12 protein-coding genes are annotated in these 15,951 nt (G+C 72.6%); 7 read left to right on the forward strand and 5 right to left on the reverse strand.

Annotated elements, in window-relative coordinates; all coding sequences use genetic code 11:
- The first annotated feature begins 77 nt into the window (after positions 1-77).
- The 7 genes from BLU82_RS18875 to BLU82_RS18905 all read left to right on the forward strand — a co-directional run bounded on the left by BLU82_RS18875 (position 78) and on the right by BLU82_RS18905 (position 9,905).
- On the forward strand, positions 78-2,207 hold the full coding sequence (locus BLU82_RS18875; RefSeq protein WP_092626005.1) for an MMPL family transporter: 2,130 nt from the start codon (positions 78-80) through the stop codon (positions 2,205-2,207).
- Between the two features lie 293 nt (positions 2,208-2,500).
- Positions 2,501-3,850 carry an MFS transporter gene (locus tag BLU82_RS18880; RefSeq protein ID WP_092622660.1) on the forward strand — a complete coding sequence of 450 codons (1,350 nt, stop codon included), beginning with the start codon at positions 2,501-2,503 and terminating at the stop codon, positions 3,848-3,850.
- Between the two features lie 43 nt (positions 3,851-3,893).
- Positions 3,894-4,919 (forward strand): LacI family DNA-binding transcriptional regulator, encoded by a 1,026-nt coding sequence (locus tag BLU82_RS18885; protein ID WP_092622661.1) that lies wholly within the window; start codon positions 3,894-3,896, stop codon positions 4,917-4,919.
- Between the two features lie 60 nt (positions 4,920-4,979).
- The gene (locus tag BLU82_RS18890) at positions 4,980-6,620 is read left to right on the forward strand and encodes a glycoside hydrolase family 13 protein (RefSeq protein ID WP_092622662.1); all 1,641 of its coding nucleotides are present in this window, start codon (positions 4,980-4,982) and stop codon (positions 6,618-6,620) included.
- On the forward strand, positions 6,617-8,014 hold the full coding sequence (locus BLU82_RS18895) for an ABC transporter substrate-binding protein (RefSeq protein WP_197682321.1): 1,398 nt from the start codon (positions 6,617-6,619) through the stop codon (positions 8,012-8,014). The genes BLU82_RS18890 and BLU82_RS18895 overlap by 4 nt, the downstream gene beginning before the upstream one ends.
- Before the next feature lie 29 nt (positions 8,015-8,043).
- Positions 8,044-8,931 (forward strand): carbohydrate ABC transporter permease, encoded by an 888-nt coding sequence (locus tag BLU82_RS18900; protein ID WP_092622663.1) that lies wholly within the window; start codon positions 8,044-8,046, stop codon positions 8,929-8,931.
- The gene (locus BLU82_RS18905) at positions 8,928-9,905 is read left to right on the forward strand and encodes a carbohydrate ABC transporter permease (RefSeq protein WP_092622664.1); all 978 of its coding nucleotides are present in this window, start codon (positions 8,928-8,930) and stop codon (positions 9,903-9,905) included. Before BLU82_RS18900 ends, BLU82_RS18905 begins: the two co-directional genes overlap by 4 nt.
- On the opposite strand, the gene BLU82_RS18910 is transcribed toward BLU82_RS18905, so the two are convergent.
- Genes BLU82_RS18910 through BLU82_RS18930 form a run of 5 tightly spaced genes read right to left on the reverse strand, consistent with a single transcriptional unit; the run spans position 9,895 to position 15,889 of the window.
- Positions 9,895-10,794, reverse strand: a complete 900-nt coding sequence (locus tag BLU82_RS18910) for an ROK family protein (protein WP_197682322.1) — start codon at positions 10,792-10,794, stop codon at positions 9,895-9,897. The genes BLU82_RS18905 and BLU82_RS18910 overlap by 11 nt on opposite strands.
- Positions 10,791-12,251: an argininosuccinate lyase gene (locus tag BLU82_RS18915; RefSeq protein ID WP_092622665.1), complete on the reverse strand. Its 1,461-nt coding sequence runs from the start codon at positions 12,249-12,251 to the stop codon at positions 10,791-10,793. The genes BLU82_RS18910 and BLU82_RS18915 overlap by 4 nt, the downstream gene beginning before the upstream one ends.
- Positions 12,244-13,059 carry a creatininase family protein gene (locus tag BLU82_RS18920; RefSeq protein WP_092622666.1) on the reverse strand — a complete coding sequence of 272 codons (816 nt, stop codon included), beginning with the start codon at positions 13,057-13,059 and terminating at the stop codon, positions 12,244-12,246. The genes BLU82_RS18915 and BLU82_RS18920 overlap by 8 nt, the downstream gene beginning before the upstream one ends.
- Positions 13,047-14,816, reverse strand: coding sequence for an iron ABC transporter permease (locus BLU82_RS18925; RefSeq protein WP_092622667.1), 1,770 nt, complete (start codon positions 14,814-14,816; stop codon positions 13,047-13,049). The genes BLU82_RS18920 and BLU82_RS18925 overlap by 13 nt, the downstream gene beginning before the upstream one ends.
- Positions 14,817-14,818: 2 nt before the next feature.
- A complete protein-coding gene (locus BLU82_RS18930; protein WP_092622668.1) occupies positions 14,819-15,889 on the reverse strand; it encodes an ABC transporter ATP-binding protein in 1,071 nt (356 codons plus the stop codon).
- Positions 15,890-15,951 lie beyond the last annotated feature (62 nt).

Below are 15,951 nucleotides of genomic sequence, written 5' to 3' on the forward strand. Positions count from 1 at the left end.
TACCCGCCTAGACTCGTGCGGGTCTGGAACTCCGATGGGGGGCCGGCCGCGCCGGCTGAGGAGTGATGGCCATGGCCATGACGCAACGCCGGCTCGGACCGCTGGTCAGCGGTCGCCGTACCAAGTGGGTCGTCCTGGTGTTCTGGCTCATCGTGCTGGGCGTCGGGTTCCCGCTGTCGGCGAAGCTCACCGGCGCGCAGGAGAACGACACCGCGTCGTGGCTGCCCGGCTCGGCGGAGTCGACCCAGGTGTTCGAGGTGCAGCAGGACGCCTTCCAGTCCGGCGAGGAACTGCCCGCCATCGTGGTCTACGAGCGGCCGGGCGGCATCACGCCCGACGACCAGGCGACGGCGGCCGCCGACGTCCAGGCGTTCGCGGACGTCGAGCACGTCAGCGGCGACATCGTCGGGCCCATCCCGTCCGAGGACGGCGAGGCGTTGCAGGTCGTCGTCCCCATCGATCCCGGCGACGGCGGCTGGTTCGCGCTCGGCGACGCCGTCGACGAGATGAACGGCATCGTCGGCGACGCACCCGACGGACTGAACGCGTACGTCGCCGGCCCGGCCGGCGTCTCCGCCGACTTCGCCGACGCGTTCGAGGGCATCGACAGCACGCTGCTCTACGCGGCGATGGGTGTCGTCATCGTCATCCTGCTGTTCTCGTACCGCAGCCCGGTGCTCTGGTTCATCCCGGTCTTCTCGGCGTTCACCGCGCTGACCGCGGCCCAGGCCGTCGTCTACCTGCTGGCCGAGTACGCCGACGTCACCGTCAACGGGCAGACCGCCGGCATCCTGCTGGTGCTGGTGTTCGGCGCCAGCACCGACTACGCGCTGCTGCTCATCGCGCGCTACCGCGAAGAGCTGCGCCGGCACGAGGACCGGCACGCGGCCATGGCGTTCGCGCTGCACCGGGCCGGTCCCGCCATCGTCGCGAGCGCCGCCACCGTCGCCGTCGGCATGCTGTGCCTGCTGGCCGCGGAGATGAACTCGACCCGCGGCATGGGCCCCGTACTGGCGATCGGCGTCATCATCGGGCTGGCGGCCATGCTGACGCTGCTACCGGCGCTGCTCGTCATCACCGGGCGGTGGGTGTTCTGGCCCCTGAAGCCGCGGTTCGGGTCGGCCGAGCCGACGGAGCGCGGGTTCTGGGCGAAGATGGGGCGCGGTATCGCGCGCCGGCCGCGCATTGTGTGGATCGGCACCTCGCTGGCCCTCGGCGCGCTGGCACTCGGGCTGCTCGGCCTCAACACCGGCGTCATCGAGAACAAGGACGCGTTCGTCGACCGGCCCGCGTCCATCACCGGTGAGGAGGCGCTGGCCCGGCACTTCCCCGCCGGCACCGGCAGCCCGGTGATCGTGGTCGCCGACGCCCCGGCGGCCGACGACGTGCGTCAGGCCTTCGAGGACACCGACGGCATCGCCGAGGTGGCCGAGCCGGTACCGCTCGGCGACCTCGCCTACATGGAGGGCACCCTCGAGGCGGCGCCGGACAGCCCAGCCGCCCAGGACACCGTCGAGGCGGTCCGCGACAGCGTGCACGCCGTCCCCGACGCGAACGCACTGGTCGGCGGCAATACCGCGATCGCCCTGGACGCGCAGGAGGCGGCCAGCCGCGACAGCGCCGTGATCATGCCGCTGGTGCTGGCCGCGGTGCTCGTCATCCTCATGATCCTGCTGCGCGCGTTCGTCGCCCCGCTGGTCCTGATCGCGACGGTCGTGTTGTCGTTCGCGGCGGCGCTCGGGCTGAGCTCGCTGATCTTCGAGCACGTGCTGGGGTTCGCCGGCGCCGACACCGCCTTCCCGCTGTTCGTCTTCGTCTTCCTGGTCGCGCTCGGGATCGACTACAACATCTTCCTCATGACCCGCGTCCACGAGGAGGCGCGCCAGCACGGCACCCGGCGCGGCGCCCTCATCGGCCTCGCCGCCACTGGCGGCGTGATCACGTCGGCCGGCCTGGTGCTGGCGGGCACGTTCGCGGTGCTGGCGACGCTGCCGGTGGTGGCGTTCGCGGAGATCGGGATCACGGTGGCGCTGGGCGTGCTGCTGGACACGCTGATCGTGCGGTCGATCCTGGTGACGGCGCTCAACCTCGACATCGGGCGGTTCATGTGGTGGCCCAGCGACCTTTACCGGCGCTCCGAGCCGCCGGCGGCGCTGGTGGCGCGGGAACCGGCTGACGTGACGGAGACGCCCCGCCCCGTGCGGTGACGGTGGCCGGTCGCCGCGGTCGCGGGCGTCAGCGGTGGCCGGCGCCCGGTCCGTCCGGCCGTCCCCTGCTACCGTTCACCGCATGTCTGCTTCGTCCGCGGCCGCTTGCGCCGCAGTGACCAGGGCGCCCCGCTAGCGGCGGGCGTTCGGCTCACACCTCTTCCTGGACGTCCAGCCGCTTCGCGATCTGACCGGAGCGGCACGTTTGTGCTGCTCGGAGCCCTTTCTGAGCGACGGAGCAGCTGATGTTTCCAAGGATCGACTCCGCACGCGCATGGCTGGTGCTGTGTGCGATGGCCATGCTGCAGTTCTTCATCGCGGTCGACGTGACCGTGGTCAACATCGCCCTGCCCGCCATCGGCGCCGGCTTCGGCGTCGACGGTCACGCCCTGACCTGGGTGGTGGTGGGGTACACGGTCACCGGGGGCGGGCTGCTGCTGCTCGGCGGCCGGCTGGCCGACCTGCTCGGACGGCGGCGCATGCTGCTGCTCGGCACCGGGCTGTTCGGCGCCGCGTCGCTGCTGGCTGGCCTGGCCCCGACGTTCGGCCTGCTGGTGGTCGCGCGGCTGCTGCAGGGCGCCGGCGAGGCCATCGCACTGCCGGCCGCGATGGCCACCATCGTCCTGATGTTCCCCGAGGGTCCCCGGCGGTCGCGGGCCCTGAGCGTGTGGGCGGCGGTGGCCAGCTGCGGTCTCGTGCTCGGGTTCGTCCTGTCCGGGATCATCACCGCCCACCTGGGGTGGCGGTGGATCTTCCTGATCGCGGTCCCGTTCATCGTGGTCGTGCTGCTGGCGGCCGTCTTCCTGGTCGACCGTGACCGGCCGGTGGCCGGGGACGCCGCGCCGCTGGACCTGCCGGGCGCGCTGCTGCTGACCGCGTGCCCGCTGCTGTTCACCTTCGGCGTGGTCGAGGCCGGTGGGTCCGGATCCGTCTGGGTGATCGCGGGGGCGCTGACCGGGGCGGTGGCCGCAGGGGCCGGGTTCGTGCGGGTCGAGGCACGCTCACGCGATCCGCTGCTGCCGCTGCGCTTCTTCGCCCACCGCACGCGGGTGGCGGCCAACCTGACCACGATGCTGCTGAGCGGGGGGTTGTCGACGTCGTTCCTGCTGTTCACCTTCTATCTGCAGGACCGGCTGGGCATCGGCCCACTGGTCGCGGGTCTGACGATGCTGCCGCTGGCCGTCTCGCTGATCGCGTTCTCCGTCCTCGTGCCCCGCCTGCTGGGCCGCTGGGGAGCACGCGCCTGCGTGCTGGCCGGCATCGGCTTCACCGCGGCCGCGATGGCCGCGATCGCGCTCGTCTCGGCCCTGGAAGCGGGAGGGACGGCGATGATCCCGGCCATGCTCCTGATCGCGGCCGGGATGGGGTTCGGCATCGTGGGACTGCAGTACGTCGCGGTCAGCGGCGTCACCGAGGACGACGCCGGGATCGCCTCGGGCATCCAGCGGGCGGCCGACCAGCTGGGCGGTGCGACCGGGGTCGCGATCTGTGTCGGGATCGGGTTCGCGCCGGCCCTGCACTCCCGCGACCCGTTCCTGGTCGCCACCCTGCTGGCCGCCGCCGGGCTCGTGGCCGGTGCGGTCGTGGCCTGGCGCCTGCCCGCGCGGGTGCCCGCACCGGACCTGCGGGAGCCGGCCGGGTAACCGCTGCAAGGATCTTGCGCAATTCTGTCGTATGCTTTCGCCCATGGCTGGACGACTGACTGAGGTGGCCGCGAAGGTCGGCGTGAGCGAGGCGACCGTGAGCCGGGTGCTGAACGGGCGCCCGGGGGTGTCCGAGGCGACCCGCGAGGCGGTCCTGACGGCGCTGGACGTGCTGGGGTACGAGCGGCCGACGAAGCTGCGGGGCGAACGGGCGCGGCTGGTGGGGCTGGTGCTGCCGGAGCTGCAGAACCCCATCTTCCCCGCGTTCGCCGACGTCGTGGGCGGGTCGCTGGCGCAGCAGGGCCTGACGCCGGTGCTGTGCACGCAGACGGTGGGCGGGGTGTCGGAGGCCGACTACATCGAACTGCTCTTCCAGCAGCAGGTGGCGGGCGTGCTGTTCGCCGGGGGGCTGTACAGCGGCCGCAACGGCGCGCACGACCACTACGCCCGCCTGATCGAGCGCAAGCTCCCGACCGTGATGGTCAACGCGGGCATCGACGAGCTGCCGTTCCCGCGGGTGAGCTGCGACGACGCGGTGGCGACGGAACAGGCGGCGGGCCATCTGCTGTCGCTGGGGCACACCCGGATCGGGCTGATCCTGGGGCCTCCGGACCACGTGCCGTCGCAGCGGAAGCTGGCCGCGGCGCACACCAGGCTGGCGGCGGCGGGCGTCGGCCTCCCGGACGACCACGTCGAGAACGCCATGCACTCCCTGGAGGGCGGCCAGGCCGCCGCCGCCCGCCTGCTCCGCCGCGGCGTCACCGCCCTCATCTGCGCCAGCGACCCCATGGCCCTCGGCGCCATCCGCGCCGCCAAGCGCGCCGGTCTGCGCGTCCCGCACGACCTCTCCGTCGTCGGCTACGACGACTCCGCGCTGATGAACTGCACCGAACCCCCGCTGACGACGGTCCGTCAGCCGATCGAGGCCATGGGCAAGGCCGCCGTCGACCTCCTGGTCGGGCTGATCAGCGGGCACCGGGTCGAGTCCGACGAGCTGCTCTTCGAGCCGGAGCTGGTGGTCAGGGGCTCGACGGCGCCACCGCCGGCACGCAACCAGACGCAGATCTAGTTATTGCAACTTTCTGTCTAACTATTGCGCGGCGATGTCGCGCTCGTTACCGTGACCGCCATGGAAATCGCGTGGTGGCGCAGCGCCGTCATCTATCAGGTGTACGTGCGCAGCTTCGCCGACGGGAACGGTGACGGCACCGGCGACCTCGCCGGCGTCCGGGCGAGGCTGCGCTACCTCGCCGACCTCGGCGTCGACGCGCTGTGGTTCAGCCCGTGGTATCCGTCGCCGATGGCGGACGGCGGCTACGACGTGGCCGACTACCGCGACATCGACCCGGCGTACGGGACGCTCGAGCAGGCCGAGCGGCTCATCGCCGAGGCGAGGGACGTCGGCCTGCGCACCATCGTCGACATCGTCCCGAACCACGTGTCCGACCAGCACGCCTGGTTCCAGGCCGCGCTCGACGCCCCGCCCGGGTCGCCGGCCCGGCAGCGGTTCTGGTTCCGGCCCGGACGTGGCCCGGGCGGAGCGGAGCCGCCGAACGACTGGAGCTCGATCTTCGGCGGCCCGGCCTGGACCCGGACGAAGAACGCCGACGGCACGCCCGGCGAGTGGTACCTGCACCTGTTCGCGCCGGAGCAGCCCGACCTCAACTGGACGCACCCGCTGGTCTGGCACGAGCACGAGCAAGTCCTGCGGTTCTGGTTCGACCGCGGCGCCGCGGGCGTGCGCATCGACTCCGCCGGGCTGCTGGCCAAGCACGCCGACCTTCCCGACGTCGACCCCGCCCACGCGCCCGGCCAGCACGTGCACACCGACCGCGACGAGGTGCACGACATCTACCGCAGCTGGCGGCGGCTGGCCGACGGCTATCCGGAGCCGCGGGCCCTGATCGGCGAGATCTGGCTGCCCGACCTCGAGCGGCTGGCCCGCTACCTGCGCCCGGGCGAGCTGCACACCGTCTTCAACTTCGACTTCCTGGTCTGCCCGTGGGAGCCGGACCGGCTGCGCGCCAGCATCGAGCGGAGCCTGCACTTCCACGACCAGGTGGACGCGCCCGCCACCTGGGTGCTGTCGAACCACGACGTCACCCGCCCGGTGACGCGCTACGGCCGGGCCGACACGTCGTTCGCGTTCGAGACGAAGCGCGCGGGCACCGCGTCGGACCTGACGCTGGGCCTGCGACGGGCGCGGGCGGCGGCGCTGCTGATGCTCGCGCTGCCCGGCTCGGCCTATGTCTACCAGGGCGAGGAGCTGGGCCTGCCGGAGGTCGAGGACATCGCGCCCGACCGCATCCAGGACCCCATGCACTTCCGCTCCGGCGGCGTCGACCCCGGCCGCGACGGCTCCCGGGTGCCGATCCCGTGGAGCGGTGCGGCGCCACCGTACGGGTTCGGCGCGACCGGCGACACCTGGCTGCCGCAGCCCACGACCTGGGCGGACCTGACGGTCGAGGCGCAGCAGCGCGACCCCGCCTCGACCCTGCGCTTGTACCGCGCCGCGCTGCGGATCCGCAAGGGCGAGCCCGCGTTCGGCGACGGCGCGCTGACCTGGCTGGACGCCCCGCCCGACGTGCTCGCGTTCCGGCGCGGCGAGGACGTCGCGTGCGTCGTCAACCTGTCGGCGGGCCCCGTCGCCCTGCCCCAGCACGAGGAGGTCCTGCTCGCCAGCGCGGACCTCGACGACGGCCGGCTCGGCTCCGACGCCGCCGTCTGGCTACGCCTGACGACCACCGACAACGGATGGAGCACGAGATGAGCAGCACACGCAGACACCTGGGCGCCGCGGCCGCGGCCGTGATGGCGTTGAGCCTGGTGGCGGCCTGCGGATCCGACGACGAGCCCGCGGCCGACGGCGGCAGCCCGGGCGGCGACGGCGGCGGCGAGCAGGTCACCATCAGCGTGAGCAACCTGCCGCCGGCGACGGAGTCGGCCACCCGCGAGGCGTTCCTCGCCCGCGTCGAGGAGTTCGAAGCGGCCAACCCGGACATCACCATCGAGCCGAGCGAGTACGAGTGGGACGTGACGACGTTCGCGGCCCAGCTCGCGGGCGGCACGCTCCCGACGACGTTCGAGTTCCCGTTCACCGACGGCCAGGCGATGATCGAGCGCGGCCAGCTGGCCGACATCACCGCCGAGGTGGAGGCGCTCCCCTACGCCGCGGAGTTCAACCCCAGCGTCCTCGAGGTCGCCCAGGACGACAGCGGCAACATCTTCGCCGTCCCGACCGCCGCGTACGGCATGGGCCTGCACTACAACCGGGCCATGTTCGAGCAGGCCGGCCTGGATCCGGACCAGCCGCCGACGAGCTGGGCCGAGGTCCGGGAGTACGCCGACGCCATCGCCGAGGCCACCGGCCAGGCCGGGTTCGCGCAGATGAGCCAGAACAACACCGGCGGCTGGATCCTGACGACGCTCACGTACGCGCTGGGCGGCCGCATGGAGGACGGCTCCGGCGACGACGTCACCGCCACGCTGGACAACGACGGCACCAAGGCGGCGCTGGAGCTGCTGCGTCAGATGCGCTGGGAGGACGACGCCATGGGCGACAACTTCCTGTTCGACTGGGGCACCATCAACCAGGCGTTCGCCGCCGGCCAGGTGGGCATGTACATCGGCGGGTCGGACGTCTACAACAGCCTGGTGACGGAGAACGGCATCGACCCGGCCGGCTACGGGCTGACGGTGCTGCCGCTGGAGGGCGGCGACGCCGGCGTTCTGGGCGGCGGGACGATCGTCGGCGTGCGGCCGGACGCCAGCGAGGCCGAGCGCGCCGCCGCGGTGAAGTGGATCGACTTCTTCTACATGAGCAAGCTGACCCAGCAGGACGCCGCACTGGCCGACGCCGAGGCGCTGGTCGCGACCGACGCGCCGCTGGGCACGCCGGCCCTGCCGATCTTCGGGGCCGAGCAGCTGGCCGAGTCCGACGCCTGGGTGGCCGACCTCGTGAACGTGCCGCTGGCGCAGATGATGCCGTTCAAGGAGAACATCCTGGACCAGCCGCTGGTGCCGGAGCCGCCGGTGCGCGCCCAGGACCTGTACGCCGAGCTGGACGCCGTCGTGCAGGCCGTGCTGACCGACGAGAACGCCGACATCGACGCCCTGCTCGAGACCGCGAACGGCAACGTCGCCGCGCTGGTCGAGGCCGGCTGAGGCACGGCACGGCCGATGGGAGGACCGAGGTGAGCGCGACCGTCCGCTGGGTCCGCGGCGGCGGGCTGAGCACGCTGCTGCTCCTGCTGCCGTTGCTGCTGGTGTTCGGCTACTTCGCCTGGTTCCCCATCGGCCGCGCCGTGGTGATGAGCTTCCAGGAGACCAACCTGGTCGCCGACCCGGCGTGGGTGGGCCTGGACAACTTCCGGCACGTCCTCGACGACCCGCTGTTCTGGACGTCGGTGCGCAACACCTTCGTCTTCACCGGGCTGGCGCTGCTGTTCGGCTACCCGGTGCCGCTGCTGCTGGCGGTCGTCATGAGCGAGCTGCGCCGCGGCCGGGGCGTCTACAGCGCGCTGGCGTACCTGCCGGTCGTGGTGCCGCCCGTGGTGGCGGTGCTGCTCTGGCGGTTCTTCTACGACGCCAGTCAGACCGGCGTCTTCAACACCATGCTGGGCTGGGTCGGCCTGGGTCCGTTCGCCTGGATCCAGGACGCGTCGACGGCGATGCCGTCGCTGGTGCTGCAGGCGACGTGGGCCAACGCCGGGGCGACGGTGCTCATCTACCTGGCCGCGCTGACGGGAGTCCGCGGCGACCTGTACGACGCGGCCGAGGTCGACGGCGCGGGGCTGTGGCGCAAGATCTGGCACGTCACGCTGCCGCAGCTGCGCGGCGTGCTGCTGATCACGTTGATCCTGCAGGTCATCGCCACGTTCCAGGTGTTCACCGAGCCGTACCTGATGACGAACGGCGGCCCGCAGAACGCCACCGTCACCGTGCTGCTGCAGATCTACAACTACGCGTTCCGGTTCGGTGACTACGGCGCCGCGACGGCACTGTCGGTGCTGCTGGCGCTGTTCCTGGCGGTGCTGTCCGCCGTCTACTTCCGGCTCACCCGGTCCTGGAGCACCACATGAGCGAGACCGTCGAGGACGAGGTCCGGGTCGCGGCGCCGGCCCCGGCCGCCCCGGCGGCGCGGACCGCCCGTCGCCCGCGGCGAGGCGCGGCCGACACCGGCGAGCGCGGCATCCTCTCCGGCTACGACCGTGGCCGCACGGGCACCCGCTGGGGCCTGCGCGTCGCCCAGGGGCTGGTGCTGGTGCTGCTGGTCGTGGCCAGTCTCGGCCCGATCCTCTGGCTGGCCCGGGCGTCGGTGAGCACCACGCAGGACACGCTGCGCACGCCGATGGCGTTCTGGCCCAGCGGCATCGACTGGGCGAACCTGTCGACGGCCTGGAACCAGGCGCAGATCAGCCACTACTTCGCCAACACCGTGTGGGTGGCGCTGGGCTCCTGGTTCGTGCAGCTGCTGGTCGCGACGACCGGCGGCTACGTGCTCGCGGTGCTGCGCCCGCGGTACGCGCCGGTGGTGTCCGCCGCTGTGCTGGCCACGCTGTTCATCCCCGGCGTCGTGGTGCTGGTGCCGCTGTTCCTGACCGTCCTCGACCTGCCGGTGGTGAACGCGTCGCTGCTCAACACGTACTGGGCGGTGTGGCTGCCGGCCGGCGCCAACGCGTTCAACGTGCTGCTGGTCAAGCGGTTCATGGACGGGCTGCCGCGCGACGTCTACGAGGCGGCCCGAATGGACGGCGCCGGCCCGCTGCGGATGCTGTGGTCGGTGGTGCTGCCGATGTCGCGGCCGATCCTCGGCGTCGTCTCGATCTTCGCCTTCCTCAACGCGTGGAAGGACTTCCTCTGGCCGCAGATCGTGCTGCCGGAGCCGACGCTGCAGCCGCTGTCGGTGCGGCTGCCGCTGATCCGCGACACCGTCGAGCTGGACGTGTTCCTGGCCGCGCTGCTGATCTCGATGGCGCTGCCGATCGCGATCTTCCTGGTGTTCCAGCGGCTGTTCCTGCGCGGCGCCGGGCTGGGCGGCGCCGTCAAGGGCTGACGGCGGCCGCCACGGCGTCACCGGCCAGGGTGACGGCGCCGACCAGCGGCGCGTCCTGGGCGAAGCGCGACACGACGACGTCGGGCCCGAACACCAGGTGGGTGCGCAGCTGCTGGGTCAGTCGTGACACGATCCGCGCGCTGGCGGTCAGGCCGCCGAACAGCACCACCCGCTCCGGGTCGAGCAGCAACGACATCGCGACGACGGCCCGCGCCAGCGCGTCGATGCGGCGGTCGACGAGGTCGCTCAGCTCCGGGCGAGCGTCGGCGACGAGCTCGGCCGCCCCGCCGTCCAGACCGTGCGCCGCCGCGAGGTCGTCCAGGACCCGCCCGCCGAAGAATGCCTCCAGGTGCTCCTCGTCCGGGTGCAGCGGTCCGGAGCCGACCAGGGTGTAGCCGATCTCCCCCGCCGCGCCGTGGTGGCCCGGCAGGACCCGGCCACCGACGACGAGCGCCGCCGCCACCCCGGTGCCCAGGCCGAGGACCAGGCCCGGATCGGCGTCGGCCAACCGGCCGTGCCGCGCCTCGGCCAGCGCGGCCGCGTTCACGTCATTCCACACGGGCACCGGCATCTCGCCGAGCCGCGCCCGCAGCGCGTCGGCCAGCCGCAGCTCACCCCAGCCCGGCACGTTCGGGGCGAGGTCGATGCCGTCGGGACGGACGACGCCCGGGGTGGCGACCCCGGCCGCCAGGAGCGGGCGGCCGGACTCCGAGACCAGCTTCTCCGCCGCGTCCAGCGCTCTGGCCAGCGCGCGTTCGGCGCCGTCTCCGGCGTGGGTGGGCAGCCGGACCCGCTCCACGATGGTGCCGTCGGGCTCGGCCAGCGCCAGCGCCATCTTGGTGCCGCCGAAGTCGATGCCCAGGATCTGTCCGGTCGAGAGAGTGCTCACGCGGCGGTCCGCTCCCGCACCACGTCGTCGAGCGTCCGCGCGGCGGCGTCCAGCCGGGACCGCAGCGCCGTCAGGTGTGCGGCGGACTCGTCCACGCGGGCCCGCAGCAGCGCTACCTGCCGCCGGACCTGCGCCGAGCCGGGGCCGTCGGCCTGCTCGCGGCGCAGCACCCGGGCGGGGTCGTTGGCGGCGGCGATGAGCTCCGTGGCCGCGTCCTCGGTGACGCCGCTCAGCCCGAGCTCCGCGGCCACCTCGAGCACCGTCGCCGTCGTCCACCGGTCGGGCGGCGACTCGCGCACCAGCCGGCCCACGACCGAGTGGGCGGCGCGGAACGGGACGCCGGACGCCGTCAGCGCGTCGCTGGCCGCCGTGGTGGTGGCGCCGGTGGCGACGATCTGCGCCGCGTCCGGCGTCGACAGCGGCTCCACCCGCGCGATCAGGCCGCCGAGCAGGCGGAAGAACCGCCGCGCGCGGTCGTTGCTGTCCCACAGCCGGGTCTGGACGTCGGTGGTCGCGTTGTTGGAGTCCTCCCACCAGGCCGCGCCGACGTTGTTGAGCACCGAGGCGGCGTCGGCCGCGGTCGCGCCGGCCATCGAGACCAGGTGCTCGACGACCACCGGGTTGCGCTTCTGCGGCATGATGCTGCTGCCCTGCGTGAACTCCGGCGGCGTGGTGATCCACTGCCAGCTCAGCCAGTCCATCAGCGTGCGCACGAACCGGGCGCCGGTGGCCAGCACCTGGGCGTTGAGCGTGGCCACGCGCATCAGGTAGTCGGCGCCGGCCACGGCCTCGTAGGAGTTCACGATCAGCCCGTCGAAGCCGAGCAGCTCCGCGACCCGCGCCGGGTCGATGTCGAGGTCGGTGCCGGCGAAGGCGCACGACCCGAGCGGCGACACGTTGATCTCGTCGAGCAGCTCCGCGTAGGCGCGGGCGTGCCCGGTGAGCGCCTCGCCGTAGCCGGCCAGCGCGTGCCCGACGGTGGTCGGCTGCGCCGGTCTCCGGTGCGTGTACCCGACGATGACGACGTCGGCGTACCGGTCCGCCGCGTCGAGCAGCGCGCCCGCGGTCGCCAGCACCTCGTCCTGCACCGCGGCCACCTGCTCGCGCAGGATCATCCGGAACACGCCCTGGTCGAGGTCGTTGCGGCTGCGGGCCAGCTGGACGTCCAGCTCCGAGGTGTCGATGCCGGCCGCGGCGGCCAGCCGCTTCTCGACGGTGAAGTAGACGTCCTCGACCGATCCGTCGTAGGTGAGCGTGGCCGGGTCGTCGGCGCGCATCGCCTCGAGGCCGCGCAGCAGCGTGGCGGCGCGCCCGGCCGGGATGAGGCCCTGGTCGGCCAGCATGACGACGTGGGCCCGGCTGGCCTCCACCATCGGGCCGTAGAGCCTGGTCACGTGGTGGTCGAACACCACGCTCAGGTGGTTCTCCTGGTAGACGGTCAGGGCCTGGTCAGCCATCGGCCTCTCCTGTCGTGCGTGGTTCGGGTAGCGGGTCGGACGTGGGTGCGTCGGGCAGCGGGGCGGCGAGCCAGGCGTCGACGAGCTCGCGCAGCCGCCGCGCGGCCAGCTCGCGGACCCGCGGGCCGGAGTCGTCGCGCACCAGCGACACGTGCCCGGACCAGCCCTCCCACGGCGTGGGCCGGGACTCGATGAGCACGTACGGGCTCGGGGTGGGCAGCTTCGGCCGTGGCGGCAGGTCGCGGGCCGCCGCCAGGTCGACGGCGTCCGGCGCGAAGCCGAGGACGCCGCTGGTCTCGTAGGCGCCGCCGTGGCCGCGCGAGGTCAGCGGTCCGAACAGCTCGGTGGTCTCCTCCGGCGTGATCAGCTGGAACCAGTTCGCCAGCAGCAGGCTGCACCGGCGCCGTCCCGACACCCACTCCATCGCCGCCCGGACGATCGACATGTTGGCGTCGTGCCCGTTGACGACGAGCACGCGGCGGAACCCAGCCGCCACGATGCCCTCGAGGACGTCGCTCAGGTAGGAGAGCGCGACCTCCGGCCGGACGCCGATGGTGCCGGGCCACGGTCGCGTCTGCCCGGGCACCGCCGTGTACGCGACGGACGGGTAGAGCACGCCGCCCGGCGCGCCGGGCGCCTCGGCCCACTCCCGCGCGAACCCGTCGGCGAGCAGCAGGTCGGCGCCCAGCGGCAGGTGCGGGCCGTGCCACTCGAACGCACCGACCGGCAGGACGGCGAGGTCGGCGCCGGCGACGACGTCCGGCCAGGCGGCGCCGGTGACCCGGGTCGCGTCGATCAGGCCGCCCACTGCGTCGCCTCCTTGGCCGAGCGCGACGTCCGGCCGTTCTCGAGCCGCCCGCTGACCAGCATGACGACGAAGATGAGCACGACCTGCAGCATGCCGTACGCGGCCGCCGTGCCCATCTCGAAGCGGTACATGCTGTTGTTGATGGCGACGGAGATCGGCTCGGTGCGCGACGTGTAGATCAGCACCGACGCCACGAACTCCCCCACGCCGTGCACGAACGCCAGCAGCGCGCCGGCCACCACGCCCGGCAGCACCAGCCGCACGGTCACCGTCAGGAACGCCCGCGGCCACGACGCGCCCAGGTTGCGGGCCGCCTCCTCCAGGGCCGGGTCGGTCTGCGCGAGGGCGGCCGACGTCGACCGGAAGACCATCGGCAGGAACCGCACGAAGTAGGCCAGCGGCATGATCCAGAACGTCGCCACCAGCACCTGCCCGAAGCTGAACGCGTTGCCGGTGCTGAACGCCGCGATCAGGTTGATGGCGACGACGGTGCCCGGCAGCGCCCAGGCGAGCATGACGGCGATGTCGAGCAGCGACCGGCCGACGAAGCGCAGCCGGCGCACCGCGTACGCGATCAGCACGCCGACGACGATGATGCCGGCCGTCGCCACGGCGCTGATCGTCACCGAGTTCCGGATCGGCTCGAAGGCGCGGGGGTCGTTGAAGATCGTGCTGAAGTTCTCCGTCGTGTACTCCGACGGGATGACCTGCGTCGTCCACGAGCCGTCGCGCGAGAACGCCACGAGCGCGATGGTCGCGACGGGCGCGAGCAGCACCGCGACACCGGCCAGCGAACCGACCATGGCCAGCCAGCGGCCGACCGGGTTGGTGACCTCACGCCGGTGGCTGGCGACGCCCTTGGACTGCGACCGGTAGCTGCGCCGGCCCTCGTACCACCGCATGGCCAGCAGGAACAGGATCGACACCACACCCAGCACCGACGCGTACGTCGACGCCAGCGGCATGTCGCCGTTGGTGCGGTTGATGTAGATCTGCATCGTCATCGTCTGGTCGACGCCGAACAGCAGCGGCGCGGTGTACGACGCCAGCGACGTCATGAACACCAGCAGCGCGCCGGACACCATGGCCGGCGTCAGCATCGGCAGCAGCACCGTGCGCCAGACCCGCAGCCGCGACGCGCCCAGGTTGTAGGCGGCCTCCTCGACGGACGGGTCCAGCCCGCGCAGGGCGGCCGACGCGGCGAGGTAGAAGAACGGGTACATCGTGAACGTGTGGACCACCAGCACGCCGGCGATCCCGCTGACCGCCAGCACCGGCTCCTCGGTTCCGAACAGCTGCTGCAGGGCCCGCGGCAGGATGCCGGTCTCGCTGTACAGCAGCTGGAAGGAGATGGCGCCGATCAGCGGCGGCAGCGCGGCGGGCACCAGGATGATCGCCTCGATCAGCCCGCGGCCGGGGAACTGGAAGCGGCGCAGCAGGAACGCCATCGCCACCCCGACCACGCCGCACAGCACGACGCTGGCCACCGAGATGAGGACGGAGTTGATCAGCGACTGGCGCGCGACGCCGCCGGCGCTGAAGAAGCCCGAGTAGTTGTCGCCGGCGTTCTCGGCGACACTCTCGGAGAACGTCGCCAGCATCGGCTGGACGATGTAGCCCCACAGCACCAGCGCCAGCGGCAGCACCAGGATGTACGGGAACCACCGCGATCCGGTGACGGCGCCGCTGCGCAGCCGCTTCGCCGTCGCGGCCGCGGGTGGTTCGTCCGCGGTGACGGTGTCCGGCTCGGTCCGCACACTCACGGCCGCACCACCCACAGATGCTCCGGCGGCAGCACGACGCCGACGGTGTCGCCGATCGCCAGGCCGTCGGGGAGCTGGACGGCGGCGACGTGCAGCGGCGTGCCGCCGAGGTCGGCCGACACGTGCGTCGACATGCCGGTGAACTCCGTCTCGAGGACGGTGGCGTGCAGCGCGCCGGGAGCGTCGGGGCCGGTGAGGCGGACGTGCTCGGGACGCACCGACACCAGCGCCAGGTCGGTCTCGGTCAGGCCGTGACCCTCCGGCGCTGCGGCCCGGAGGGTGACGCCGTCGGGGCCCGCGACCTCCACGTGCTCCGGCCCGGCGCCGAGGACCGGCAGCGACAAGACGTTGCTGCGGCCGATGAACGTGGCCACGAACCGGTTGGCCGGGCGGCGGTAGATCTCCTCCGGCGTGCCGACCTGCTGCACCGTGCCGCCGTTCATGACGGCGATGCGGTCGGACATGGCCATCGCCTCGGCCTGGTCGTGGGTGACGTAGAGCGAGGTCGTGTTGGCCTCGCGCTGGATGCGGCGGATCTCCAGCCTGGTCTCCTCGCGCAGCTTGGCGTCGAGGTTGGACAGCGGCTCGTCCAGCAGCAGCGTGCGCGGCCGGATCACCAGCGCCCGCGCCAGCGCGACCCGCTGCTGCTGCCCGCCGGAGAGCTGGTCGATGCGTCGCGACCCGTAGCCGGCCAGGTGCACCTGCTCGAGCGCCTCGTCGATGCGCCGCTTCGCCTCGGTGCCGCGCACCTTGCGCGTCTTCAGCCCGTACCCGACGTTCTGGGCCACGCTGAGGTGCGGGAACAGGGCGTAGTTCTGGAACACCATGCCGGTGTCGCGCTTGTTCGGCGCGGCCCGGGTGACGTCGTCGGAGCCGAAGTAGATCCGTCCCGACGAGGGGAAGTAGAACCCCGCGACCATCCGCAGCGTCGTCGTCTTCCCGCAGCCACTGGGCCCCAGCAGCGTGAAGAACTCACCGTCCCGGATGACCAGGTCGACCTTGTCGACCGCGGGATCGCCGGAGCGGGCGAACACCTTGCTCACCGCATCGAGCCGGACCTCGACCATGTCTCACCTTTCGTCGGGCGACCGGTGGGCGTGCCGTGAGCACGCCCACCGGTGCGCCGGGC

The sequence above is a fragment of the Jiangella sp. DSM 45060 genome, assembly GCF_900105175.1.
Lineage (GTDB): Bacteria > Actinomycetota > Actinomycetes > Jiangellales > Jiangellaceae > Jiangella.